This is a genomic window from Ketobacter sp. GenoA1, assembly GCF_003671475.1.
Taxonomy (GTDB): Bacteria; Pseudomonadota; Gammaproteobacteria; order Pseudomonadales; family Ketobacteraceae; genus Ketobacter.
In genome coordinates this window covers 63,170-87,331 of the sequence record NZ_RCHM01000023.1, presented here as the reverse complement: position 1 = coordinate 87,331, position 24,162 = coordinate 63,170, and the positions used below count along the sequence as shown (strand labels likewise).

Annotated in this window: 21 protein-coding genes; 14 read left to right on the top strand and 7 right to left on the bottom strand. The window is 53.5% G+C overall.

All coding sequences use genetic code 11. The features are described 5' to 3' along the window. The first annotated feature begins 136 nt into the window (after positions 1-136). Entirely contained in the window at positions 137-2,530 is a 2,394-nt protein-coding gene (locus D9N13_RS08920; RefSeq protein ID WP_290588392.1) for a hybrid sensor histidine kinase/response regulator, read from the top strand. Between the two features lie 12 nt (positions 2,531-2,542). On the opposite strand, the gene D9N13_RS08915 is transcribed toward D9N13_RS08920, so the two are convergent. The 3 genes from D9N13_RS08915 to D9N13_RS08905 are packed head-to-tail and all read right to left on the bottom strand — an operon-like array spanning position 2,543 to position 4,864. Next, the gene (locus D9N13_RS08915; RefSeq protein WP_290588390.1) at positions 2,543-3,883 is read right to left on the bottom strand and encodes an ATP-binding protein; all 1,341 of its coding nucleotides are present in this window, start codon (positions 3,881-3,883) and stop codon (positions 2,543-2,545) included. Between the two features lie 3 nt (positions 3,884-3,886). Continuing rightward, positions 3,887-4,561: a response regulator transcription factor gene (locus tag D9N13_RS08910; RefSeq protein ID WP_290588388.1), complete on the bottom strand. Its 675-nt coding sequence runs from the start codon at positions 4,559-4,561 to the stop codon at positions 3,887-3,889. A gap of 6 nt (positions 4,562-4,567) precedes the next feature. Then, positions 4,568-4,864, bottom strand: coding sequence for a PepSY domain-containing protein (locus tag D9N13_RS08905; protein ID WP_290588386.1), 297 nt, complete (start codon positions 4,862-4,864; stop codon positions 4,568-4,570). A 536-nt stretch (positions 4,865-5,400) separates the two neighbouring features. Between D9N13_RS08905 and D9N13_RS08900 the strand changes: the two genes are divergently transcribed. The 10 genes from D9N13_RS08900 (at position 5,401) to can (ending at position 16,860) form a co-directional block, all read left to right on the top strand. Beyond that, positions 5,401-6,366 carry a YbgA family protein gene (locus D9N13_RS08900; protein WP_290588384.1) on the top strand — a complete coding sequence of 322 codons (966 nt, stop codon included), beginning with the start codon at positions 5,401-5,403 and terminating at the stop codon, positions 6,364-6,366. 10 nt (positions 6,367-6,376) lie between these two features. Continuing rightward, positions 6,377-7,801, top strand: coding sequence for a deoxyribodipyrimidine photo-lyase (gene phrB, locus D9N13_RS08895; RefSeq protein ID WP_290588382.1), 1,425 nt, complete (start codon positions 6,377-6,379; stop codon positions 7,799-7,801). Beyond that, a complete protein-coding gene (locus D9N13_RS08890; protein ID WP_290588381.1) occupies positions 7,798-8,568 on the top strand; it encodes an SDR family NAD(P)-dependent oxidoreductase in 771 nt (256 codons plus the stop codon). Before phrB ends, D9N13_RS08890 begins: the two co-directional genes overlap by 4 nt. Then, the gene (locus D9N13_RS08885; RefSeq protein ID WP_290588378.1) at positions 8,558-9,862 is read left to right on the top strand and encodes an NAD(P)/FAD-dependent oxidoreductase; all 1,305 of its coding nucleotides are present in this window, start codon (positions 8,558-8,560) and stop codon (positions 9,860-9,862) included. The genes D9N13_RS08890 and D9N13_RS08885 overlap by 11 nt, the downstream gene beginning before the upstream one ends. Further along, the gene (locus tag D9N13_RS08880) at positions 9,832-10,587 is read left to right on the top strand and encodes a DUF1365 domain-containing protein (RefSeq protein ID WP_290588376.1); all 756 of its coding nucleotides are present in this window, start codon (positions 9,832-9,834) and stop codon (positions 10,585-10,587) included. Before D9N13_RS08885 ends, D9N13_RS08880 begins: the two co-directional genes overlap by 31 nt. Then, positions 10,584-11,846, top strand: coding sequence for an SAM-dependent methyltransferase (locus D9N13_RS08875; protein WP_290588374.1), 1,263 nt, complete (start codon positions 10,584-10,586; stop codon positions 11,844-11,846). Before D9N13_RS08880 ends, D9N13_RS08875 begins: the two co-directional genes overlap by 4 nt. 35 nt (positions 11,847-11,881) lie before the next feature. Continuing rightward, positions 11,882-12,637, top strand: coding sequence for a hypothetical protein (locus tag D9N13_RS08870; protein ID WP_290588372.1), 756 nt, complete (start codon positions 11,882-11,884; stop codon positions 12,635-12,637). A gap of 39 nt (positions 12,638-12,676) precedes the next feature. Beyond that, entirely contained in the window at positions 12,677-13,585 is a 909-nt protein-coding gene (locus tag D9N13_RS08865; RefSeq protein ID WP_290588371.1) for a MerR family transcriptional regulator, read from the top strand. Positions 13,586-13,731: 146 nt separating this feature from the next. Further along, complete coding sequence (gene lon / locus D9N13_RS08860) at positions 13,732-16,122, top strand: endopeptidase La (protein ID WP_290589810.1); 2,391 nt, start codon at positions 13,732-13,734, stop codon at positions 16,120-16,122. 90 nt (positions 16,123-16,212) lie between these two features. After that, positions 16,213-16,860, top strand: coding sequence for a carbonate dehydratase (can, locus tag D9N13_RS08855; RefSeq protein ID WP_290588369.1), 648 nt, complete (start codon positions 16,213-16,215; stop codon positions 16,858-16,860). Positions 16,861-16,972: 112 nt separating this feature from the next. Here can and D9N13_RS08850 read toward each other — a convergent pair whose 3' ends face one another. Then, positions 16,973-17,926: a hypothetical protein gene (locus D9N13_RS08850; RefSeq protein ID WP_290588367.1), complete on the bottom strand. Its 954-nt coding sequence runs from the start codon at positions 17,924-17,926 to the stop codon at positions 16,973-16,975. Positions 17,927-18,037: 111 nt separating this feature from the next. On the opposite strand from D9N13_RS08850, the gene D9N13_RS08845 reads away from it, so the two are divergent. After that, positions 18,038-19,087, top strand: coding sequence for an AraC family transcriptional regulator (locus tag D9N13_RS08845; RefSeq protein WP_290588365.1), 1,050 nt, complete (start codon positions 18,038-18,040; stop codon positions 19,085-19,087). Between the two features lie 169 nt (positions 19,088-19,256). Here D9N13_RS08845 and D9N13_RS08840 read toward each other — a convergent pair whose 3' ends face one another. Beyond that, positions 19,257-20,582 (bottom strand): alginate export family protein, encoded by a 1,326-nt coding sequence (locus D9N13_RS08840; protein ID WP_290588363.1) that lies wholly within the window; start codon positions 20,580-20,582, stop codon positions 19,257-19,259. A gap of 364 nt (positions 20,583-20,946) precedes the next feature. Here D9N13_RS08840 and D9N13_RS08835 point away from each other — a divergent pair, with 364 nt between their 5' ends. Then, positions 20,947-21,795, top strand: a complete 849-nt coding sequence (locus D9N13_RS08835) for an SDR family oxidoreductase (RefSeq protein ID WP_290588361.1) — start codon at positions 20,947-20,949, stop codon at positions 21,793-21,795. Positions 21,796-21,853: 58 nt separating this feature from the next. Here the strand turns inward: D9N13_RS08835 and D9N13_RS08830 are convergent, their stop codons facing one another. Continuing rightward, the gene (locus D9N13_RS08830; RefSeq protein WP_290588359.1) at positions 21,854-22,612 is read right to left on the bottom strand and encodes an SDR family oxidoreductase; all 759 of its coding nucleotides are present in this window, start codon (positions 22,610-22,612) and stop codon (positions 21,854-21,856) included. A gap of 132 nt (positions 22,613-22,744) precedes the next feature. Here D9N13_RS08830 and D9N13_RS08825 point away from each other — a divergent pair, with 132 nt between their 5' ends. Continuing rightward, positions 22,745-23,023: an acylphosphatase gene (locus D9N13_RS08825; RefSeq protein ID WP_290588357.1), complete on the top strand. Its 279-nt coding sequence runs from the start codon at positions 22,745-22,747 to the stop codon at positions 23,021-23,023. On the opposite strand, the gene amrS is transcribed toward D9N13_RS08825, so the two are convergent. After that, positions 23,013-24,146, bottom strand: a complete 1,134-nt coding sequence (gene amrS, locus D9N13_RS08820) for an AmmeMemoRadiSam system radical SAM enzyme (protein WP_290588355.1) — start codon at positions 24,144-24,146, stop codon at positions 23,013-23,015. The genes D9N13_RS08825 and amrS overlap by 11 nt on opposite strands. Between the last annotated feature and the right edge of the window lie 16 nt (positions 24,147-24,162).

Below are 24,162 nucleotides of genomic sequence, written 5' to 3'. Positions count from 1 at the left end.
TTTTGCGGCTAATCCACTGACAATCTTGCAAAAAAAAACATTAAATTTCGATCACTTAAGATTTTTTTTACTAGACTTAGACCAACTTGAGCTTACAGACCCACAAGATGAGCAATTGCAGAGAGTGCCTGGGGGCATGTTGAATTCTCGCATATTCCAACCGTTACTGTTCCTGACACTGATGCTTGCCAGCGCGCTTGCAGGTGCCGTTTCCAATTTCGCGCCGATACCCACCGCCGAAGTGAATAACCTGCCTCTGGGCAGGCATCTGCGTATGTTGGAGGATCCTTCCGGTACCCTGCTGGTGGAGGATGTCCGGTCAACGGACTTCGATCGTCAATTTGAGCCCCTGTTTGTGGAAACCCCCTATCTGGGCAGAACCCACTCCGTATTCTGGTTCCGATTCGATCTGGATTTCACTGAGGGCAACTCAGACATGATTCTGGAGCTGGGCTACCCGCACCTCAAACACATCACACTGTACCGCTTTGCCGAAAACACACTGCTGGATCAACAAATGTCGGGGTACGGCGACCCCATGACCAGCAAACTGCATTGTTCCCGCCCCTGTTTCCTTATTCCGCAAAGCCATGACCGGCAAACGCTGTACCTCAGGGTCAACAGCGATTCTCCCCTGTTCGTTCCCATGCATCTGCGCACCCCCAACAGCCAGTTAAAAAGCGAACGGGTAATGATGGCGCTGTCCTCGCTGTTTTACGGCGCTTTTCTGGTGATGGGCCTGTTTAACCTGTTTCTGTATTTCTCCACCCGTAAAAGCAGTTATCTCTACTACGTGGCCTACATCACTTCCCTGGGGTTATGGACCCTGTCCCATGACGGGCTGCTGCGGGAAATGTTGTTTATGGGCAACGAGTTCCTGGCTTCCTACCGAATCCATTTCATTCTGACGCTGTTCAGCGTCTGCATGGGTGCCATCTTCTGCCAGAAGTTTCTCAACACCCGCGACAACATGCCGTTGCACCACAAAGCGTTCAGCTTTCTGATTCTGATCGGAGGTATCGACATCCTACTGATCCTGCTGACCGGCAAACTGATGCTGCCCAATTCCGCCAATCTATTGACGATAATATTCTGCTTTGCTGGCCTGTCTGCTGGCACCCTGGGGTTGATGCGGGGGCTGAAAACGGCGCGTTTTTTCCTCACTGCCTGGATCAGTGTCATCATCGGCAGCGCCTGCTGGGTGCTGACCATATCCGGGGTGTTTCCACTCAATAAAATCACCTTGTTCAGCGTACACATGGGCGCACTGGTGGAAACAATCCTGTTAGGGCTGGCGCTGGGCGACCGCATCAATGTGCTGCAGGCGGAGCGCATCCAGGTCGAACAGGAGGCAAAACACCGGTTGGAAGAAACCAACGCCAAACTGGCTGCCAGCAACCGCTTTAAAGATGAGTTCCTTTCCACCATCAGCCACGAACTGCGCACTCCCATGAACGGAATATTCGGCGCCTACGAATTACTTGAGCACACGGATCTCAATACTGAACAGGTCAAATACCTGAGTACCATCAGCCGCTCCAGCCGCGATATGATGGGTATGGTTGAAAACATTCTGACCTACACCCAGTTGGAATCCGGGATCGCCAAACCCAATGAGTTCCCGTTTCGAATTAAGGAATGTCTGCAGGAAATCGCCATGCATTACCGGGGGCGGGCGTCGATGCAGGATCTGGATTTCGATTTCAAACTGGATAACAAAATCCCCATGACGCTGGCAGGTGACGAAGACAAGTTGCGCCTGCTATTGGATCACCTGCTGGATAATGCCTTCAAATTTACCGATCAGGGCTTTATCCGGTTCGAGGTAACCTACCTGCAATCCGGCGATGATGAGCTGGAAAAGCTGCAGTTCGTCATCCGCGATTCCGGGTGCGGAGTACCGGAATCCCTGCAATCCGACATCTTTAATTCATTTAAACAGGCCGATGGCTCCCTAACCCGCCGCAAAGGCGGGCTGGGTATCGGCCTGGCTCTGTGCCAGAAAATCGTGACCCTGTTACAGGGCAAGCTGGAATTCCGCTCCGTCGTCAATGAGGGGACACAGGTGGTACTGACTCTGGCCTTCAAGCCGGCGGAAGATCAATACCGCCAGGCCAATCAGATTTCAGATACCATCAAACCGGAAAAAATCGACATTTTGGTGGTGGAAGACAACTATGTGAACAAACTGGTGATGGAAGGCCAGCTGAAAAAGCTGGGTTTCCAGGTATTCGCCGCCGGTAATGGCAAGGAAGCCGTGACCATGATGGAAAAACGTGAGTATGACCTGGTGTTTATGGATTGCCAGATGCCGATCATGGACGGTTTTGAAGCCGCCCGCCAGGTTCGCCAATTGAACAACCGCAATGCGTCCATTCCAATCATCGCGGTAACTGCAAATACGAACCCCGGTGACCGGGAAAACTGCATCAGTGCCGGTATGAATGATTACATCAAGAAGCCGTTCAACCAGGCTATTCTGATCGCTGCGATCAACCGCTGGCTCAGCTACGACACCGACGCCCACTGACCATGGCCGTACTCACCAATTAAGAGGAAGCCGAATCAGAAAACAGGCGCCCCCCAGGCTGGAACGCTCGATAGTGAGTGTGCCGGCGGACGCCGAAACAATATCGGCCACCACCGCCAAGCCAATACCCTGGCCGGTTTCCCGTTCATCCCGCCTTACCCCCCGCCTCAGGATTCGGTCTTCATCTCCGTCTTTTATTCCGGGGCCGTCATCTTCCACCGCCACCCGGATCTGCCCGCCCTGAATGCGCCCGCTGACCCGTACACGATGACCACCATACTTGCAGGCGTTATCCATAAGATTGCCCAATACCTCCAGCGTATCGCCATCATCCCAGGGCATGCGCAAACCTGAGCGGATATCCTGCTCAAACTGAATGGTCTTATCGCTGTGTACCTTGGTGAGCACCTTGCTCATCCGCTCATACATGTCCAACAACACTGCCCCTTGCCCACTGACCTGGGGTACCGCCGATATGGCGCGCTTCAACTGATAATTGACGATCTCATCCATCCGCAGCACCTGGTCACGCAACGTCTGCGCCTGCTGTGCCCATGTCTGCGGGGATTCCAGCTCCAGCCCTTTCAACACCGCCAATGGCGTTTTCAGGCTATGGGCCAGGTCACCCAGGCTGTTCTTGTAGCGTTCCCGCATCGAGCGCTCATGCTCCACCAGACGATTGAGATTGTTCACCACCGGCATGACTTCTTGGGGGTAGACTCGATCAATGCGCTGCTGGCGCCCCTGCTCCACACCATTGAGCTCTGACGCCAATCGACGGAACGGACGAAACCCCAGGTTCAACAAGCCAAAAACCAGAACGATCGCCGCCACCACCAAACCACCCAACCAAACCCAGAGCGTATTTTCAAAACTTTTGATTTGCGCAACATAAGGCTGATCCCATTCACGCACCACAAAGGTATAAGGAGTCGCGGCAGAATCCTCTTCCCAATAGACGCTGATGGAAAGTTGATAGTAGTTTTTACCTGCCTGATCCTGTACCTGCCGAAAAATCCATTGCCCGGGTTCAGATAAGGGAGGATCCGGAAACACTTCCACCAAAACCGAGCGTGATTTCCATACCGGTTTACCCTGATGCAGGATGGTGGCGAGCAGCCCGGAGTTCAGTTGATTAAACCGGGGATCCGCCAACGTATCAGGAATCACCAGTTGCCCGGCTTCATAATCGACCGTAGCAATCAGCCCAAACATCTGCAGCTTCAACTGTTCACGGGCACGGTCCAGGATACTGGCTTGAAAAGACTCCCGCAGTATCCAGCCCGCACTGACGGAAAAAAGCGCCAGGATCAATGCTGCCGCCAGCACAAACCGGACTCTCAGAGACAACAAGATTTATGCCTCCAGTGCAAAACGGTAACCACGGCCTCGCAGGGTTTCGATGGGTTTCAGCTGATTGTCGGGATCCAGTTTTTTGCGCAAGCGGCCAATGAACACCTCAATGGTATTGCTATCCCGGTCAAAGTCCTGGGCGTAAATATGCTCGGTCAACACTGTTTTTGAAACCACTTCGCCCGGGCGCAGCATCAGATATTCCAATACTTTGTATTCAAAGCTGGTGAGTTCCACCGGAGCGCCCTGCAACGACACTTTCTGCGCGGCCGTATCCAACTCGATACCGCCCACCGACACCACCGGTTTGGCGTGACCGGCAGAACGCCGGATCAGGGCATTCAGGCGCGCCAGTACCTCCTCCACTTCGAAAGGTTTCACCACATAATCATCCGCCCCGGCTTCCAGGCCATCCACCTTATCCTGCCAATGTCCGCGGGCGGTGAGAATCAAAATGGGGTAATTGATATTCCTGCTGCGCAGATCACGAATCAACTCAATACCACTGAGTTTGGGTAAGCCCAGATCAACAATGGCAACATCATATTGATACTCCCGACCATAGTACTGACCTTCCTCCCCATCCCCGGCCTGATCAACGCTGTAGCCCTTTTTCTGTAACACGGTCACCAACTGTTCCCGTAGGTGCTGCTCGTCTTCTACCACCAATACGCGCACGGTTATCTAGCCTCCAATCCCGCCGGTTTCCTTGCTTACGAACACGGTCTTTACCCGCCCTTCCGGCAACAACACCTTGACCCGGTATACCCCGCGCCCGTTTCTTTCCTCTTCCGTTACCTTGAGTACCTTGCCGCCGGTTTTCTTAATAACAATCTGCGCCGCATCGGAAGAACTGACCTCCGCCAGCAGCCAATGCTCGGCTTTACTTTGCCCGAACGCCGTTGCACTGAACAGCACCATCAAAGCCAAACCGAGAATGTGGTGTTTTACTTTCATGAAGGGGGAAAACTCAAACAACATTCTGCACACCTTAATGCACCCATTGTGAACTGAAACTGAACTGGCTGCCCTCAAATACACCGCGAGCCGGGCCATAGCCCGCCTCAGCCTGTATCCAAATACTGCCTTTTTTGCTTTTAATTCATTACGTTATCTTTCAAGCATAGCTGACTGGCACGGCCGTTGCTGTATACATATTGCGATCAATCATTTCGCTGATATTCCATACAGACTTGCCTGGAGGCACAATATGACACTCAAGGAATCCGCAACGCTGTTGTTTGAAATCACACACCCAGAGGAAGCCACCAGCTTCAACGCTCTGAAAGAATACCTCGAAAACATGTATTTCGCGTAATCCAAAGCCCGTTCATTGTACAAAACCTGACATTGCTCTTCCCGCAAAATTCCATCGCCGGCTCCGCCGGCTTTTTTTTGTCTTTCAATCACTTAGCTGCTCTCGCCCAGCAGATAGACAATTTATAGACAATACTTTGATAAAAGACACATAAACTACCTATAATTGGTTTCGTCTAAGACACTAAATGGACAAACCAATGACAGAAGCCTTTGCAAAAATCCCTGTAGGAATCAGCCGCTGCCTGCTGGGTGACAGCGTCCGCTATAACGGTGATCACAAACACAACCGCTTCTGTACCGGTGTACTGAGCGAATACTTCGAGTTTGTTCCCACCTGCCCGGAAGTGGAAATCGGCATGAGTGTGCCCCGCAAGCCCATTCGCCTGGTGGACTACGACGGTGACGTACGGGCGGTGGAAACCGATGACCCAGAACGGGATTACAGTGCCAAACTGATTGCCCGGGGCAACGACTACGCTGCCGCACAGCCGGACATCTGCGGCTTTATTGCCACCCCCAACTCACCCAGTTGCGGTGCCTACGGCGTCAAACTGTACCTGCCCAACGGTAACCCCGTCCATAAAACCCGCGGCCTGTTCAGCCGGTCACTGATGGAGAACAGGCCGCTCTTGCCGGTAGAGGAATCGGGCCGGCTCAACGACGCCGGTTTACGCGAGAACTTCATCATGCGGGTGTTCACACTGCATCGCTGGAAACAACTGACCAAGCAGGGTATGACCGCCAACGCCCTGGTGCAATTTCACAGCCGCCATAAATATCTGGTGATGTCACGGAACTACAAGGCCTATCGGGAGCTGGGCCGGCTGATTGCCAAGCTGGACAAAGACACACTGCAGGAAACAGCGCGGTTGTACATTTCCGGACTGATGACGGCCCTGGCTACACCACCTGAGCGCGGCACCCATTGTAACGTGCTCCAGCACCTGATGGGCTATCTGAAGAAAAAACTCGATCAGCAGGATAAGCACGAACTGCTCACCAGCATCGAAGATTACCGCAAAGGGGTAATACCACTGATTGTTCCCATTGCTCTGCTCAAGCACCACCTGGCGCGGGATGTCGAACAGAACCAGTACGCTCTCCAGCAATTCTACCTGGCCCCGTACCCCCACGAGCTGGGGCTGCGCAGCCACATCCACTAGGAGAGACCCAATGACCCAGGCTGTGTGGTTTCGCAACGATCTGCGCATCGATGACAATCCGGCTCTTGCCGCCGCCTGCAGCGGCGACGATCCCGTGATTGCCATTTATATCTACACCCCGGAACAACAGCGCAAACATCAGGTCGGTGACACCAAGTTGCGCTTCACTCTGGAAACACTGGTGCACCTGAAGCACGACCTGAGCCGGCTCAACATTCCCCTGGTTGCACTGCTGGGCAGCGACTACGATAACAGCGTCCAGGTGCTGAGCAAGCTGGTTCGACAATACGGTGTGCGCACCGTGCACGCCAACAGTGAACTGGAATTCAATGAAGCACGACGGGATCAACACGCAACCCGGGCGCTTCTGCAGCAACATACACAGCTCAGGTTCCACCAAGATCAAACCATCCTGGCGCCGACCGACGTACTCACCGGTGAAGACACCCCCTACCGTGTTTTTACACCGTTCAAGCGCGCCTGGATACACCGGGCGGCACAATCAAACCTTGCCCCGCTGCCCGCTCCCGGCGCACGCCGCGCCATCGGTATGGAATCCACACCGGATGAGGAAATTTTGTCCTGGCAGGCTCCAACCGCAGCCAATGCCCATTGGATAGCGGGCAGCAAGCAGGCCCATCAGCGCTTGGATAAGTTCACCCTACAGGCCATTGAGCGCTACAAAAGTACCCGCGACTTTCCGGCCTTGAACTGCACCAGTCAGCTGTCTCCCTACCTTGCGGTGGGTGCCATTTCATTGCGCAGCTGCCTGCGCCAGGCCCTCTACGCCAACCACTATGAATGGGATTCGGGCAACCAGGGTGTGCTCACCTGGATGAGTGAATTGATCTGGCGAGAATTCTACAAACACCTCTCGTTCCATTATCCCGAGCTCAGTAAAGGTGTGGCCTTTAACCCCAAAACCCAGTCCATTCCCTGGTCCAGAAACCAGACGCTTTTGCAGCAATGGCAATCCGGACAAACCGGTTTTCCGTTGGTGGATGCAGGCATGCGACAACTGAACCAGACAGGCTGGATGCACAATCGCCTGCGCATGGTAACGGCCATGTTCCTGACCAAACAGCTGTTTATTGATTGGCGGCTGGGTGAGGCGTATTTCATGAACAGGCTGATCGACTGCGACTACGCCGCCAACAATGGCGGCTGGCAATGGTCTGCCTCCACAGGGGCCGATGCAGCACCGTATTTCCGTGTTTTTAATCCGATACGGCAATCGCAGCGCTTTGATGCCCAGGGTGAATTCATCAGAGCCTGGGTACCTGAGCTTGCGCAATTGGGGCCGAAACAAATCCACGACCCCTCACCCATGGAACGTCAGCTGGTGGGTTATCCCTTGCCCATTGTGGATCACAAAAGCTCGGTTGAACACGTGAAACAAGCATTCAAGGCCGCCCAGGCAATGGAGACAGCATGAACAGACTACTGGAAAACAAGGTTATCTGGATCACAGGGGCATCCAGCGGTATCGGTAAAGCGCTGGCCATTCGCCTGGCAAAAACCAACACCGTAATTGCCACCTCCCGATCCCAGGAAAAACTTGAACAATTAAAGCGGGAATATCCGGCCATTGTCATCAAACAGGCTGATGTAACCAAACCGGCTGAACTGGCATCTGTGTGCGGGTTCATCGAGCAGATTTTTGGAAAACTGGATGTGCTGCTGGCCAACGCCGGCCACTGTGAATACCTGGACGTACGCCATTTCGACAGCAGCATTGCCCTGCGCATGATCGAAACCAACTACATGGGCTTCGTCTATGCCATTGAATCCTGCCTGCATTTGCTGCGCCGCTCTGAAACACCTCACATTGTTGCAGTGAGCAGCAGCTCAGTCTACCTGGGCTTGCCGCGAGCGGAAGCATACAGTGCCTCGAAAGCCGCGGTCACACAGTTCATGGAATCCCTGGCTGCTGATCTGACACCGGAAGGTTTTTCCCTGAGCGTCATCCATCCGGGTTTCGTCGATACCGAGCTAACCCGGCAAAATGATTTTCCCATGCCCTTTCTGATGCAACCGGATGCCGCAGCCCAGCGCATTATCCAAGGCCTTAACCGGGGCCAATACAACATTGATTTCCCCAAGGGCCTGACCTGGATACTGCGCTGCCTGCGACAAACACCACACCTTATACGTCATCGCATTACCAGCAGTTTGTCGAGGAACATGCAACATGAACTATAGCAATATTGCCGTGATCGGCAGTGGCATTTCAGGCCTGACCACAACCTACCTGTTGCAGCAAAAATACAATGTCACGCTGTTTGAACAGCAAGACTACCTTGGCGGCCACACCAACACCGTCGACATAGAGGCACAGGGGCAAGTGTTCCCGGTAAATACCGGCTTTATTGTGTTTAACGATTGGACCTACCCCAACTTCATCCGTCTTATGGACCACCTGGGTGTCGCCAGCGAGGACTCGGAAATGAGTTTCAGCGTGCGCTGCGACCGAACAGGGCTGGAGTACAACGGGGCCAGCCTCAACAGCCTGTTCTGCCAACGCCGCAACCTGATCAACCTGAGCTTCTGGCGCATGATCAAGGACATCATGCGCTTCAACAGACAAGCCATAGAGGACTACCGACATGGTTTGCTGGACTGCGGTGTCACCCTGGGTGAGTACCTGCAGTCCAACGGCTACACCAGGGAATTCTGCCGTTACTACATCATTCCCATGGGCTCGGCCATCTGGTCTGCGTCAGAGTCGGACATGATGGCATTTCCAGCGGCGTTCTTTGTTCGCTTCTTCCACCACCACGGGCTGCTGTCCATTGACAACCGCCCACAGTGGCGCGTGATCAGCGGCGGTTCGCGCAGCTACGTTCATGCGCTGAAAGCAAGATTCAGCGGCTCGGTACACATCAACCACACCATTGATGCCGTGCAAAGACACGAGCGTGGCGTAACCCTGATCGATGCCTATGGTGATTGTCACGAGTTCGACGCGGTTGTCTTCGCCTGCCACAGCGACCAGGCACTGGCGATGCTGGAGCGGCCATCAGTAGTAGAAAAAACGGTTCTGGGTGCGATTCCCTACCAGGACAACAGTGTGCTGCTGCACACGGATACCCGCCTTTTGCCACGCAATCAGCGGGGCTGGGCCGCCTGGAATTACATGATACCCCGCCAGGCAGAACAACCTGTCACGGTCACCTACAACATGAACATCCTGCAGAATTTCAACAGTGACACCACATTCTGTGTGAGCCTTAACCAGGATGAACTGATTGACCCCGGCAAAATCCTGCGCCGCTATCGTTACAGCCACCCCGGTTTCACATTAGAAGGCATGCAGGCTCAGGACCGCTTCCATGAGATCAACGGCAAGCAACACACCTTCTACTGTGGCGCCTATTGGTTTAACGGCTTCCATGAAGACGGGGTAAACAGTGCCATCCGGGTCGCCCGGTCCCTTAACGTAGACTTCGACAACGTGGTACCTCCATGCGCAGCGCAATCTATCAAGGCGTCATAACGCACCGGCGTAACGATCAGGTTCGCCACGGGTTTCAATATCCCCTGTTTATGGTGTACCTGGATCTGGACGAGCTGGCAGACTTTTTTCAGCGTTCCCGGTTTTGGTCAATGGAACGGTTTAACTGGGCCAGCTTCCATCGCGATGATTATCTGCATCCGGAAACGCCGAGTTTGAAGCACGCGGTTCAAAAAGAAATAGAAACCAAAACCGGCAAGGCATTTCACGGGAAAGTGTTTATGCTGGGCCACGTACGCTACCTGGGTTACTGTTTCAATCCTGCAACCTTCTATTATTGCTATGATGATGAGCAATTGAAGTACGTGGTGGCGGAAGTCAGCAACACACCCTGGAATCAACGCCACACCTACGTCCTGACCTTTGCCGAAGGCACCACGACCACCCAGAACTTCACCACCGAAAAAGCGTTTCATGTGTCACCCTTTCTGGGCATGGACTGCACCTATCAATGGAAAATATCGCCACCAGACCAGGATCTCAGTCTCTATATTTCAAACTTCAGGGAAGACACCCTGATTTTCAGCGCCGGATTAAAACTGCATCGTCAGGCAGCCACTTCATTCAATTTAAATAAAATTCTGGTGCGGTTTCCCGCCGTCACCATCAAAACCATTTTCAGCATCTACTGGCAAGCGCTCAGGCTGTGGAGCAAAGGCGCCCGGTTTCACGATCATCCCCAACCTTCTGAGGATCACACACTATGAACACTACAACGATGACAACAGCGGCTCCGGTGAAAGGCATGAAAAAATTCTGCCGAAGCCTTATATTCAACCTTTTCAAACAGGTTGAATATGGAACCCTCTCTATCATCGATAGCGAAGGTACCCATACGTTTACCGGCAGCCTTGACCCAGACGCGGTCCATGCAGAACTGCACATCAAAGATCCCGGCTGCTACGTGGACATGTTGTTGGGCGGCAGCATCGGCGCGGGTGAGGCCTATATGAGTGGTGACTGGTTTTCTCCGGATACCACAAAGGTGATCCGGTTTATGAGCCTGAACCTGGCAACCGTAGAGCGGGTGGACTCCGGATTTGCCCTGATGACGAAACCCGCCCAGCTTGCCTATCACCTGAAGAATCGCAATACCGAAAAAGGCTCGCGCCGTAACATCGCGGCACACTACGATTTGGGCAATGATCTGTTCCAACTGTTCCTCGACCCCACCATGATGTACTCGTCGGCGATTTTTCCCAACCCGGATTCGTCATTGCAGGAAGGATCACTCTACAAACTGAAGCGCATCTGTGAAAAGCTGGATCTGCAACCTGGTGATCATCTTCTGGAAATCGGCACCGGTTGGGGGGGCATGGCCGCTTACGCTGCGAAAAAGTACGGATGCCGTGTGACCACCACCACCATATCTCAACAGCAGTATGAATACGCCCGCCAACACATTCAACGGGAAGGCGTTGGTCACTTGGTGACTCTGCTGCAGGAAGATTACCGCAATCTCACTGGGAAATACGACAAACTGGTCTCCATTGAAATGATCGAGGCCGTAGGTCATCAATACTATCCTGATTACTTTCGCGCCCTGGGGCGGCTGCTCAAGGAAGACGGGCTGGCTCTGATTCAGGCCATCACCATTGATGACAAACGCTATGAAAAAGCCAAAAACGATATTGACTGGATTCAGCGATACATCTTTCCGGGGGCCTGCCTGCCATCCATCAAAGCCCTCACCGAAGTCAGCGGCCGTCACAGCAATCTGGAACTCAAACACATGGAAGACATCACCCCGCACTATGCCCGAACGCTGCGCCTGTGGCGGGAACGTTTCTTTAACAACATAGAGCAGATTCGCGATCTGGGGTACAACGAAGAGTTTATTCGCATGTGGGATTACTACCTCTGTTACTGCGAGGGCGGCTTTGCAGAGCGCGTGATAGGTGATGTGCAAATGCTGTTTGCCAAACCACTTTATCGCGGACAACCGGTTTTGGGGCGGCTGTCATAGTGAATGGCCGCGAGCACCCGGTGAGGACCTGAATAATGCCAAACAGTCTGCTGAAACCAATGTTGATAGGCATGAGCTGTCTGGTGTGCAATGGCCTGATTGCGCAACCGGATACCATTTTCGGCTATGCCTATGATGCCCGGCGTGAAAATCTGCGCTACGTGGAATCCTATCATCAGGTGTATAACGCCGAGGGTCATTTGCAACAAAGCCAGGTTCGCTATCTGTCGCCCAACGAGGAATTACTGGCCACCAAAACCCTGGACTATGAAGCACACCCCTATGCCCCTGAATTCACCTTCGACAATAAAGTCGCCGCGTATGAAGAATCCCTGCACTGGATAAGCGAAGGCAGGGTCAGGGTTCGGCATCGTGAGGCTGATCAGCGTTGGCAGGAAAAAGTGCTTACGGTGGAGGAACCGGTGGTGGCCGATGCCGGTTTCGACGCCTTTCTGAAGGATCAGTTACCGCGCCTGGTGGCGGGGCAAACGATAGAATTCAACTTTCTGAATCCAGCCCGGCTGGACTGGTTCCGCTTTAACGCGCAGCCGCTGACCAGCACCCAAACCACCATCGAGCTGAAGGTTGCCCCCACCAACCCAGTCCTGCGCTGGTTGGTGGAGCCGATTTTGCTCACCTACCAATTGCCCACAGCCCAAGGGCAAGCGCCACGATTGCTGTATTACAGCGGCTTAACCAACATGAGCATCAATGGGGAAGACACCATTGTCGCCAATATTTTCTACGAGTATGAAACCAGACCGCCCCGGCAGATTGTGAACCTGTTCTGAATGGTTACAATAGCGCCATAGAATTCGAGGGAAAACGCAGTGCACACGATACAATCCGTTGCAGAAAAAACCGGTCTGACACCGGACGTAATCCGAATCTGGGAACGACGCTACAGTGTGGTGTCACCGGAACGAACCCCATCCAATCAGCGCCTCTACACCGATGACGACATCGAGCGGCTTAATCTGCTTAGGCGCGTTACAGAACAGGGTCGCCGTATCAGCGCCATTGCCGCCCTGAGCACTGATGAGCTCAGGGAAATCGCGGGCTCCAGCGGCTTTCAGCGCCCCCTGGCCAGACCCCTGTCGGAGGCGGATCTGGACGTGGAAAAATGCCGCAACGACGCCGTGTCGGCCATTATAGAGCTGGACCCTCTGAAGCTGGAGCGCATTCTGGATCACGCCTTTGTCAGCCTGGGTTCGGTTGGTTTCATGATGAACTTCATCTCGCCCCTGATGGATCAGGTGGGCAACCTCTGGCGCAGCGGTGCGGTGCGCACCTGCCAGGAACACTTCTCCAGCGCCCACGTGCGCTCTTTTCTGGGCCGGTATATGCTGGAGGCCAACACAGATCCCAAGGGCCCCCGTATTGTGGTCGCCACCCTGCCCGGTCAGATGCACGAATTGGGCGCCACCATGTCAGCGGTGATCGCCGCCCAGGGAGGCTGGAACGTCATCTATCTGGGGGCAGCGGTACCCATCGAAGAGATCCTGTTCACCGCGGAATGCAAAGATGCCCGTGCCATCGCCATCAGCCTGGGCTACCCCATGGACGATCCCAAAACCCCCATGATGCTGGAGCAACTAAGCCATGGAGCGCCGGAGATGAGCCGCTTGTTGGTGGGTGGCAGCAGTGTGGAGAGGCACCGCAGCCTGCTGGCCCGGCTCGGTGCGCTGGAGATGAAAGATCTGGAAACCCTGTCCAAAACACTGGACACCATCCGTTAATCCGGTAACCGGCCTGACAACTTGCCGCGGCGGGCATCCAGCCACCTAAAATAAATGCCCGCCCTGTCTTGAAATCTGCCTGTTGTGCACCGATATAAACAGAAAATTTTCTCTGTAATCAAATAATTGGTGGAACCCTCGTGGCAATAGACGATCATGACAGCGCGGATATCATTGAAGTAACCGAAGAGCAGCTGGAACGCGGACTGGCCTTGCCCGACTCATCACTGCCGGAACGTCTGTACGTCATCCCCATCTCCAATAAACCCTTCTTTCCCGCCCAGGTACAACCCATTGTGGTGGATGAAGAACCCTGGGCCACCACCATCGAACGGGTAGCCAAAACCCCCCATCGCTGCCTGGCTCTGTGCTATGCCCCGGAGCCCGACGACGGTGTGCTGCTCACTGACCGGTTCGAGCGCATGGGCTGCGTGGTGCGCATCCATAACGTGGTGCGCGATGAGGGCAAAATCCAGTTTATCGCCCAGGGCATCCGCCGCACCTGGGTACATCAATGGCTGCAAAAATCCCCACCCCTGCTCGCCGGTGTCACCTACCCCTATCCACGGGAGGAAGACGCCCAGGAAGTGAAGGCCTATGGCATCGCCATTATTGATTCCATCAAGGAACTGGTGTCCATCAACCCGCTGTATACTGAGGAATTGCGGGATTATCTGGACCGTTTCAGCCCCAACGACGCCTCTCCCCTCACCGACTTTGCAGCGGGCCTCACCACCGCGGAACCGGAAGATCTGCAAGAGGTGCTGGACGCAGTGCCGTTGTTGAAACGGATGGAAAAAGTGTTGCTGTTGCTGAAAAAAGAGCTGGAAGTGGCCCGCCTGCACCTGCAAATCAATCGCCAGGTGAATGCCAAATTAGAGGAACACCAGCGCAATTTCTTTCTGCGGGAGCAATTAAAGGTTATCCAGAAAGAGCTTGGCATCGCCAAGGATGATAAAGAAAGCGATGTCGATGAATTTCGGGCCCGCCTGGAAAAATGCACCGTGCCCGAAGCGGCCATGAAAAAAATCGAAGATGAGCTGCACAAGCTCTCCATGCTGGAGATCGGGTCGCCGGAATATGCCGTGACCCGCAACTATCTGGATTGGGCCACCTCTGTCCCCTGGGGCGTTACCTCCGAGGACATGCTGGATATTGACCACGCACGCACCACGCTGGATAAACACCACGACGGCCTTAATGACGTTAAAGACCGCATCCTGGAATTTCTCGCGGTGGGCACCTACAAAGGCCAGATCAGCGGCTCCATCCTGTTGCTGGTGGGGCCACCGGGGGTGGGTAAAACATCCATTGGAAAATCCATTGCCGAAGCACTGGGCCGCAAGTTCTATCGGTTCAGCCTGGGTGGCATGCGGGATGAAGCGGAAATCAAAGGCCATCGCCGCACCTACATCGGCGCCATGCCCGGCAAACTGGTTCAGGCCCTGAAAGATGTGGAGGTCAGCAACCCGGTCATTATGCTGGACGAAATTGACAAAATCGGTGCCTCCTATCAGGGCGACCCGGCATCGGCTCTCCTGGAAGTGCTGGACCCGGAGCAAAACCGGGAGTTTCTGGATCATTATCTGGATCTGCGGCTGGATCTGTCCAACGTGCTGTTCGTCTGTACCGCCAATCAACTGGACAGCATACCCAGCCCTTTGCTCGATCGCATGGATATGATTCGCCTCTCCGGCTACATCACGGAAGAAAAACTCGCCATCGCCCAAAACCATTTGTGGCCAAAATGCCTGGCCCGTGCCGGTGTGAAAAAATCGCTGCTGCGCGTATCCAAGCCTGCACTGCGCAATATCATTGAAGGGTACGCCCGCGAAGCCGGAGTCCGCAATCTGGAGAAAACCCTTAATAAAATTGTGCGCAAGTCTGTGGTCCAGCTGTTGAAGGCACCCAAGACCAAAATCAGCATCACACCAGCCAATCTGGAAGATTACCTGGGGCCGCCCATCTTCCGCGATGAAACCCCCATTCGTGGTGTGGGTGTGGTAACCGGCCTGGCGTGGACCTCATTGGGTGGTGCCACCCTGCCCATCGAGGCCACCGCAGTCCACCACCGCAACGCCGGCATGAAAATGACCGGCCAACTGGGCGATGTGATGAAAGAATCCGCAGAACTGGCCTACAGTTATGCGGCATCCCATATTGACCAGTACGGCGGCTCCCCGGAATTCTTCGAGAAAGCCTTCCTGCACCTGCACGTACCGGAAGGGGCCACCCCCAAAGACGGCCCCAGTGCCGGCGTCACCATGACCACCGCACTGATTTCTCTGGCCTGCAACACCAAACCCCGGCGCCCCATCGCCATGACCGGGGAAATCACCCTCACCGGCCAGGTACTGGCAGTAGGGGGGATTCGGGAGAAGGTGATCGCAGCCCGTCGCCAGAAAATCAAGGAGTTAATTCTGCCACAGGCCAATCAGCGGGATTACGACGAGCTGCCGGACTATATTCGCAAAGGCATCACCGTGCATTTCGCCGATCACTATGATGATGTATACCAAGTGGTGTTCGGGAAATAATTGGACAAACTTTGCTACGTTTTAAGGATCGACAGCCACCCCGCTGATCCTTATTATTCCCGCTAACGTTATAAAAACCGGGCTGGAAAAATGCATAAACTACAATCATTGATCGATAACAACATCAAATGGGCAGAGGGCATTACCAAAGAAGATCCAGACTTTTTCAAGCGTCTGTCCGAAGCTCAATCTCCCGAATACCTGTGGATCGGCTGTTCCGACAGCCGGGTGCCCGCCAACGAAATAGTTGGCCTGTTGCCCGGTGAAATCTTCGTTCACCGCAATATCGCCAACCTGGTGGTGCACACCGATTTCAACTGCATGTCGGTTATCGAGTTTTCGGTAAAAGTATTGAAGGTCAAGCACATCATCGTCTGTGGTCATTACGGTTGCGGCGGGGTGAAAGCATCCATCGACAACACATCACACGGCCTCATCGACAACTGGCTATACAGCATCAGAAACATCTACCATCGCAACAAACACCGTATGGATGCACTGCAGTCAGAAGAAGAGCGTCACAACGTTCTGTGTGAGCTGAATGTGATGCAGCAGGTCAAGAATGTGGCCCACTCCCACGTCGTTCAGGATGCCTGGGCCAAGGGTCAGGATCTGACCGTGCACGGCTGGATCTACAGCCTCAAGGATGGCCTGGTGAACGATCTTGCAATCGATATCCACAGCCCTGAGGATCTGGCTGACGAATATCGCGTACTGGCGACCATGGAAGATAACTGAGCCCGAGGAATGTAACTAAAGCAAAGGAAGATAACCGAGTCAGGTATCGATTCCAACCTGAGCTCAGTTGAGCGATGCCGATCAACCATCGGCATCGCTCTCACGGGGTGCGTTAGAAGTCCGGATAGTACAAGCCTACTTTGTTACCCCAATTAGGATTGTCATCAAAAATCAACCCTTTCTCGGTCACCACCAGCGCACGACTGTCAAACATGGGCGGCTGTGCCGGTGCCACGGCCGTTGGGGCAAAAAACGTATCGGCAGGTGTCTCTGCCACAACCTGGCCCTGCTTCCAGAACAACAGGCTTCCTTTTAGATAATCGGTAACGATCACCCCATCTTTATACGCTGCCAGGTCATCCAACACCGTACCGCTTCTCTGATAGAGAACGTCAACGGCGCCGGCGGAACCATCGGTATTGCGCTGAATGCGCCCAAGTACGGAATTTACTGTACCGGATTTGATACCGGTGTAATAAAGTTGATCCCCTATCCACTCCAGACCATTCACCGCAAAGGCAATATCCTCTGCCCACAAACTGATGAGTGACACCGTTGTGGGATCAGAAAACTGCACCTGGACAATATCGTGCTTGCCTGAATCCGCAATATAAATATTTCCAAACTCATCCACTTCCATGCCATTGGGTATACCCAGCTGCGCCAGAGGGCTGATGACACCCAGCGTCATGAAAGGGTGCACTTCATCCTCTCGAATATCAGCCGGTACCGGTGCACGCTCGCTGATTCTTGCCGCCAACAGGTAGGAATCCGCAAATTCAGCAGGCTTCAGTTTTGAACAGACGGCATAAAGATAATCGTAACGTTGGATTATCCCTTCCACCAGGCAATTTTCATGGAACATATCCAGCTTGATGTAATCCCCCACACCGTTTTGAATAATTTCATACACGCCATTGCCACCGGAAACAAACAGCCGGCCATCCGCCGTAAAAAACAGGCTTTCAGATTCCAGCACGCCATCAACAATGGTTTCGCTTTCCGATCCACACCCACTTAAAACCAGACTGATAGCCAGCAAAGCGGTACTAAAAAATCTTTTCATTCCACACACCATTCATTATTGTCATGAATGATCCATCATAAAAACAGAACAATAAGTGGAATACCGATGTGGCGGCCAAACTCTGGTGCCAATCGGTCAGGAGTATTGCAAATGGAATCACCCCTGCAGCCTGATAGCTGGCTCAAACAGCCCGTGCCCATGCCTTACCTCACCACCACACTGGAGGTCGGATGCGCCTGGGGAATCGACAAGGAACAACTGCTGGCTGCCTTCGACATTAATTTGGAGGATGGCCAGGTACACATCCCGCTCAACAACCTGCTGGCCGTCATACTGAAATTACACGAATGCTTTCCCGCCCAGCCACTGGCATTGGAAATCGGTCAGCGCCTGTCACCCACGGCTTACGGCAGCCTGGGATTCGCTATGCTGTGCAGCGACACGCTGGACGATTGTCTGAACATCATGAGTCGTTACTGGAAACTGATCAACATGTCGGTAAGCAGTGTCACCATTACAAGTGACTCTCGCTACTGCACCGCAACCCTTGATATCAACCCATGGCTTATGGAACCGCTGCGCAGGCTCTGGATTGAAGCTTCACTTACCAGCTGGAAACGCTGCTTCGAAGTGCTGTGTGGTGAGCGCTTGGAAGGAAGTGAAATTCTGCTGGCCTACCCACAACATTACTTTAGTGAGCCATCGCAGCTCAACCGGGCGGAACAGCGCTATGGTGTCATCCGCTACAACCAGACAGCAAATCAGTTTCGCATACCTATCCAGTTGCTGCACCAGCCACTTCCCATGGCCAATATCCTGCACAAAAAAATGGCTATCGAATTATGTGAACGGGATGCCCAAACGCTGGATCGCATAACCAGCCATCCGGTTAGCCAACAGGTGAAAGCGCTGCTGGTACCCAGTGAAACAGGATACCCCAGCTTCGAACAGCTGGCGGATGCGCTGTGCGTCTCGGTCAGAACCCTGCGCCGCCAGCTGAGCAAGGAAGGAACCGGGTTCAAGCAATTACTGGATGAATCCCGACGTCACGATGCCCTGCAACTACTGGGCGACCCGCGCTATCGTATTCAACGAATTTCAGAGCTGCTTGGTTTCGGTGATCCGGCTAATTTTGCCCGCTGTTTCCGCAACTGGACCGGACAAACCCCCAGTGAATTCCGTAAAAAACTGCTGAACTGAACCCAGGCTGACCCCAACTGATATTCAACCCCATAAAAAAGGCGCCGCAAAGCGGCGCCCGGACCTCAAATCCCTGAGAGTACCTTATTACTGAGAGTACCTTTTTACTAAGTGTACCTTCACTCTCCTAAGGGTACCTTTCGATTGCTGCTAACTGTTCAGCACAGGCTTAGATGGCGTAAGTGGCGGTGAACCACAGTTTGGATACATCACTGGTAGCCTTATCATAGGCAGCGTCTTCCTCACCACTGAAGTCAGCATACTTCAACTGCAGGGTCGCACCGTTGCTGAACTTCTTGGTCAACGCCACATCGATTTCAGAACCGAAATCGGAGGAGGAGCCGTCGGCAACGTCTTCTGAGCTTTCAAAGTCGTGATAAACCGCAATGAACGTCATTCCCATGGGCAATCCAGCCTTAAAGGTAACGTACATATCTTCGATCCCCGTGCCCGGTGTGGCCAAAAATACGTCGGCCCAGCCCTGGAATTTGTGCAGGGTTGCCAGCGAGGTGGTGAAACCTTTCTGGGCATCAGCACCGGTTGCAATCGTTTCAGCGCCAGTATCGCCCCCTAGAACTTCCTGGGCGATGCCCAATGAAAAGCCGCTCATGGTACCCATAACACTGATCAGAGTATAATCTGCCGAATAATCTACCGGCGCATCTCCAGTATCCTCTTGATCAGCCCATTCCAGTTCATAGGCAACCTTAATGGCATCCAGATCAGTAGCACCGGCAAAACGCAGCCCCATCGTCCGGTTGGACAACACCACGCCATCTTCATTATCTATGTCGTAATAGTACCCGCTAAGCTTACCAATTCCTTTAAATTCATAGCCCACGTTAACCAGATTGGTTTCATGAGAATGGTCTCCCAAGTTGCTAACGGGGACCTTATCTTCTGTTGCCTGTTCTCCGAAAATACGGTTCACGTTCGAAATATTCGCATAAAACGCGGTCAAACCAGGGATGCTGGTGTTACCGACGGAAAACGCGTCATAGGTTTGCTCGTTTTGGCGCCATCCAACACCACCAACGAATCGTTGATTGTCCAACAGGATACGCTGACGCCCCCATTTGAAATCCGTGTCGGAAAGCCCTTTGAACGACAAGTAAGCCTGATTAACCTCTGTGCCTTCCGGATCCACAATCGCTGGATTGTCTCCACCATTGCCGGCTCCATCGTTATAATCCACGCTTTTCAGTGAGGTAACATCATCGAACTCCAGCACCGCGGAAACGTCATAAAAGCTCCCGGTGGTAAAGGTCAGACGAGTTTTCAGGGTGGCGGCTTCAGAGCTGGATTCAGTACCGGTGGCTAATGCCTCGGCTTCAACCTTCTCATAGCGCGGACGCAGACTCAGTTTAGCAGTGCTTTCTTTCAAAGCGCCTTCGAGGGTATCGGCGGCCATCGCATTGTATGGAACCGCAATACCCATTGCACTCAACAGCGAGCTGATAGCAACGGCTTTAGCCATTGGTTTGGTGTTAGCCATGGTGGTACTCCTTAGAGATAATCACAGTACAGTCAAAAAACAATTCAAATTCACACAACGTATTGCCTTGTGCCCCCACAAATAACGAACCGCGCTGAAAAACGAGAGTCGGTTTCCATTGGCCTGCGCGGTTTTACTCAAATACCACACTGCACCAAAGTGACTGTCATCACTTTGCAACAATACAGCCACCAAATAGCAAATGTCGGGCCAGAAACGTCGCCCAATTTTGGCGCACGATTTTGCACCAACTTATGCCGGCCGTAATTGACAGATTGTTCACCCTGTCACGCAACCTCAATATCGAACCTGGAATCTGGTTTATAGTAGACCTTATGAAGCTCAATCCAGAGGGAAACAAACCATGTCCAAAGCACTTGAAAACCTGGCCAACAAAACACTTTTTATCACTGGGGCCAGCCGAGGTATCGGCAAGGAAATCGCCCTGAAAGCCGCGCGTGACGGGGCCAACATCGTGGTGGCCGCGAAAACCGCCGAACCCCACCCCAAGCTGGATGGCACCATCTATACCGCCGCCGAAGAGATCGAGGCCGCCGGTGGCAAGGCACTGCCTCTGGTGGTGGACGTACGGGAAGAAGACCAGGTGGCCGAAGCAATCCAGAGAGCGGTGGATACCTTTGGAGGTATCGACATTCTGGTGAATAATGCCAGTGCAATTAACCTCTCAAACACCCTGGCAGTGGAAATGAAGCGCTTCGATTTGATGCATCAGATCAATTTTCGGGGCACTTTTCTGTGTTCAAAACTGGCAGTGCCGCACCTAAAAAATGCAGAAAATCCACACGTGCTCAATCTTGCGCCACCCCTTAGTACCAATCCCCGCTGGTTTGCCCCCCACCTTGCCTATAGCATGGCCAAATTCGGCATGAGTTTTTGTGTATTAGGTATGGCGGAAGAATTCAGTCGCGATCAGATTGCCTTCAATGCCCTGTGGCCACGTACGGCTATCGCTACCGCTGCGGTGCAGAATCATCTGGGTGGCGACGCCACCGTCAAGCTTTCCCGCCTGCCCACCATCATGGCGGACGCCGCCTATGAAATTTTCAAACGTTCCAGCGCGGAGTGCTCCGGTAACTTCTTTATTGATGATGAGGTGATGGCGGAGGCCGGGGTGACTGATCTGCGCCACTATCAGTTGGACACCTCCCTGGAGATCAATCAGTTGATACCGGATTTTTTTATCGATCAGTGAATTTACCGGAATCAGAGCACCCGGTGTGCGGGTGCTCTGAGCAACCCGCAGGAGCCCCCTAATAACCGGACAGGAACTTCATCAGGTTACGGGTTGCCCCATCCGGCAACAGCTTTCGGGCGGTACGCAGTACTTTGTACTCCAGCCCCACCGGCCGATGCAGGCTGCGATCCGTAACCGCCTCAAACACCTGCAGGGCAATGTCGTTAGCATCCAGCTTTACCCCCAGGCGTTTAATAATCTGGCTTTCCTTACCCTCCAGCATGGGCGTTCTGACAAAAGGCGGTTCAATGTCCATTACCGTAATGTCGTGGCGGGACCATTCAACGTTCAACGATTCTGTAAACCCTTTCACCCAAAATTTGGACGCGGAATAGCTGGCAAACCCGGGCACACCGAACAGGGAAGAGGCTGAGGACATGTTGATCACCCGCGCGCCAACGGTGTCCCGCAGGTAAGGAAACGCGTAGTAACAACAATTCAGCAACCCCCGGTTATTGATGTCCAGGATCTGGTGGTGGCGGTGCAGATCGATTGCCTCAAAATCCCCGATTTCCAATACGCCGGCACAGTTGAACAACACATGCAGTTGCTGTACCTGCTTTGCATAATTACTGATAGCGGTGGAAACCATATCAGCGTTGCTCACATCCGCCACTTCAATGGCATAGCGGCTTTGATCCCAATTGCTGGCCAGTTCCATCAGCGGCTCACGATTGATATCCAGTAGACCCAGATGCCATCCGTTTTCATACATAATAGTGGCAACCGCACGGCCTATACCGGATCCGGCGCCTGTGATTAAAATAGTTTTCATTAATGGAATTTCCTTGTTTGGGTAACCCGCATAAAGGCCCCTTGATATGTACTTCAATGACTGCCAGATTTTAAACTGCACTGTACAATATATTGAACATCAGAAATAGCCGCAGACTCTGAGGACAACCCGATGACCGAATCGAGAATCAATGTGATGGTGGAAGGCCGCGTGCAAGGTGTTTATTTTAGGGCTTCCACCCGGGAACAGGCTTTAGCGCTGGGACTTACCGGCTGGGTACGCAACCTACCTAACGGCCAGGTTGAATTTGAGGCCCAGGGCCCGGAGGATAAACTGGCGCAATTGCTGGCGTGGGCTAAACAGGGGCCTCAACAGGCTCAGGTGTCCCATATGGAAAAGCGCACCGTCGCACTGCTACCTGCCGAGCAAAGCTTCCAGATTACTCGCTGAAGCGCACCGCAGCCCGTTTTCGCCCCCAGTGACCATGGCTCGCGTCAAAATGCCCCGCAATTTTAGTCCCGCAGGTCAGGCAGCCGCCGCTGCTATTCAAATGCCACCCGGTCAGCTCATACCAATCCCGCTCAATCACTGCTGCACCGCACCCCGGGCAGTAAGTGGTATCGCCTGCCCGATGATGAACGTTGCCCGTATAGACATTCTGCAAGCCCTGCTGTAAAGCTATTTCACGGGCGTTGATCAGCGTGTCACGGGAGGTGGCCGGCACCGTCATCATTTTGTAATCGGGATGAAACGCGGAAAAATGCAAAGGCACCTCCGGACCGAGCTTCTCCAGCACCCAGCGACTCAACAACTCAAGTTCTGCATTGGAATCATTATGGCCCGGAATCAACAGGGTGGTGATCTCCAGCCAGGCCGTGGTGTCATGGTAGATGTGCTGCAGGGTATCCAGCACGGGGGCCAGGTGCGCGCCCGTCAATTTCCAGTAAAATTTTTCATCAAACGATTTCAAATCAATATTGGCGGCATCCATATACCGATAGAACTGAGCCCGGGCGGCGGCATTATGGTAGCCGGCGGAGACCGCCACCGACTTCAGCCCCTGTTCCCGGCAGGCCTGGGCCACATCAATGGCGTACTCCTGAAATATCACCGGATCGTTATAGGTATATGCGACGCTGGTACAACCCGCCTGGGCCGCAGCACCGGCGATCATCTCCGGCGTTGCCTTACTGGCCAGCGTATCCACCTGTCGGGATTTGGAGATATCCCAGTTCTGGCAGAACTTACAGGAAAGATTGCATCCCGCAGTGCCGAAAGACAATACCGAAGATCCGGGAAAGAAATGATTCAGCGGTTTCTTCTCAATGGGGTCAACACAAAAACCACTGGAACGGCCATAGGTTGTGGAAACAATGGCATTATCCAGATTGGCACGCACAAAACACAACCCTCGCTGCCCCACCCTGAGCTTGCATTCGCGGGGGCAAACATCACATTGTATTCTGCCGTCATCCAGCTCATGCCAGAATTCAGTGGCATGAATAAACGGGCTGTCGGGATCGATCCGATCCTGCTGTGACGGGGCATCCAAGGGGGAATCTGAACCGGCCATGGGGCCTCCGGTATGA

Coding starts and splice junctions, on each gene's coding strand:
- D9N13_RS08920 (WP_290588392.1), top strand. CDS start 137: ATGTTGAATTCTCGCATATTCCAACCGTTACTGTTCCTGACACTGATG.
- D9N13_RS08905 (WP_290588386.1), bottom strand. CDS start 4,864: ATGTTGTTTGAGTTTTCCCCCTTCATGAAAGTAAAACACCACATTCTC.
- D9N13_RS08900 (WP_290588384.1), top strand. CDS start 5,401: ATGACAGAAGCCTTTGCAAAAATCCCTGTAGGAATCAGCCGCTGCCTG.
- phrB (WP_290588382.1), top strand. CDS start 6,377: ATGACCCAGGCTGTGTGGTTTCGCAACGATCTGCGCATCGATGACAAT.
- D9N13_RS08890 (WP_290588381.1), top strand. CDS start 7,798: ATGAACAGACTACTGGAAAACAAGGTTATCTGGATCACAGGGGCATCC.
- D9N13_RS08885 (WP_290588378.1), top strand. CDS start 8,558: ATGAACTATAGCAATATTGCCGTGATCGGCAGTGGCATTTCAGGCCTG.
- D9N13_RS08880 (WP_290588376.1), top strand. CDS start 9,832: ATGCGCAGCGCAATCTATCAAGGCGTCATAACGCACCGGCGTAACGAT.
- D9N13_RS08875 (WP_290588374.1), top strand. CDS start 10,584: ATGAACACTACAACGATGACAACAGCGGCTCCGGTGAAAGGCATGAAA.
- D9N13_RS08870 (WP_290588372.1), top strand. CDS start 11,882: ATGCCAAACAGTCTGCTGAAACCAATGTTGATAGGCATGAGCTGTCTG.
- can (WP_290588369.1), top strand. CDS start 16,213: ATGCATAAACTACAATCATTGATCGATAACAACATCAAATGGGCAGAG.
- D9N13_RS08850 (WP_290588367.1), bottom strand. CDS start 17,926: ATGAAAAGATTTTTTAGTACCGCTTTGCTGGCTATCAGTCTGGTTTTA.
- D9N13_RS08845 (WP_290588365.1), top strand. CDS start 18,038: ATGGAATCACCCCTGCAGCCTGATAGCTGGCTCAAACAGCCCGTGCCC.
- D9N13_RS08840 (WP_290588363.1), bottom strand. CDS start 20,582: ATGGCTAACACCAAACCAATGGCTAAAGCCGTTGCTATCAGCTCGCTG.
- D9N13_RS08835 (WP_290588361.1), top strand. CDS start 20,947: ATGTCCAAAGCACTTGAAAACCTGGCCAACAAAACACTTTTTATCACT.
- D9N13_RS08830 (WP_290588359.1), bottom strand. CDS start 22,612: ATGAAAACTATTTTAATCACAGGCGCCGGATCCGGTATAGGCCGTGCG.
- D9N13_RS08825 (WP_290588357.1), top strand. CDS start 22,745: ATGACCGAATCGAGAATCAATGTGATGGTGGAAGGCCGCGTGCAAGGT.
- amrS (WP_290588355.1), bottom strand. CDS start 24,146: ATGGCCGGTTCAGATTCCCCCTTGGATGCCCCGTCACAGCAGGATCGG.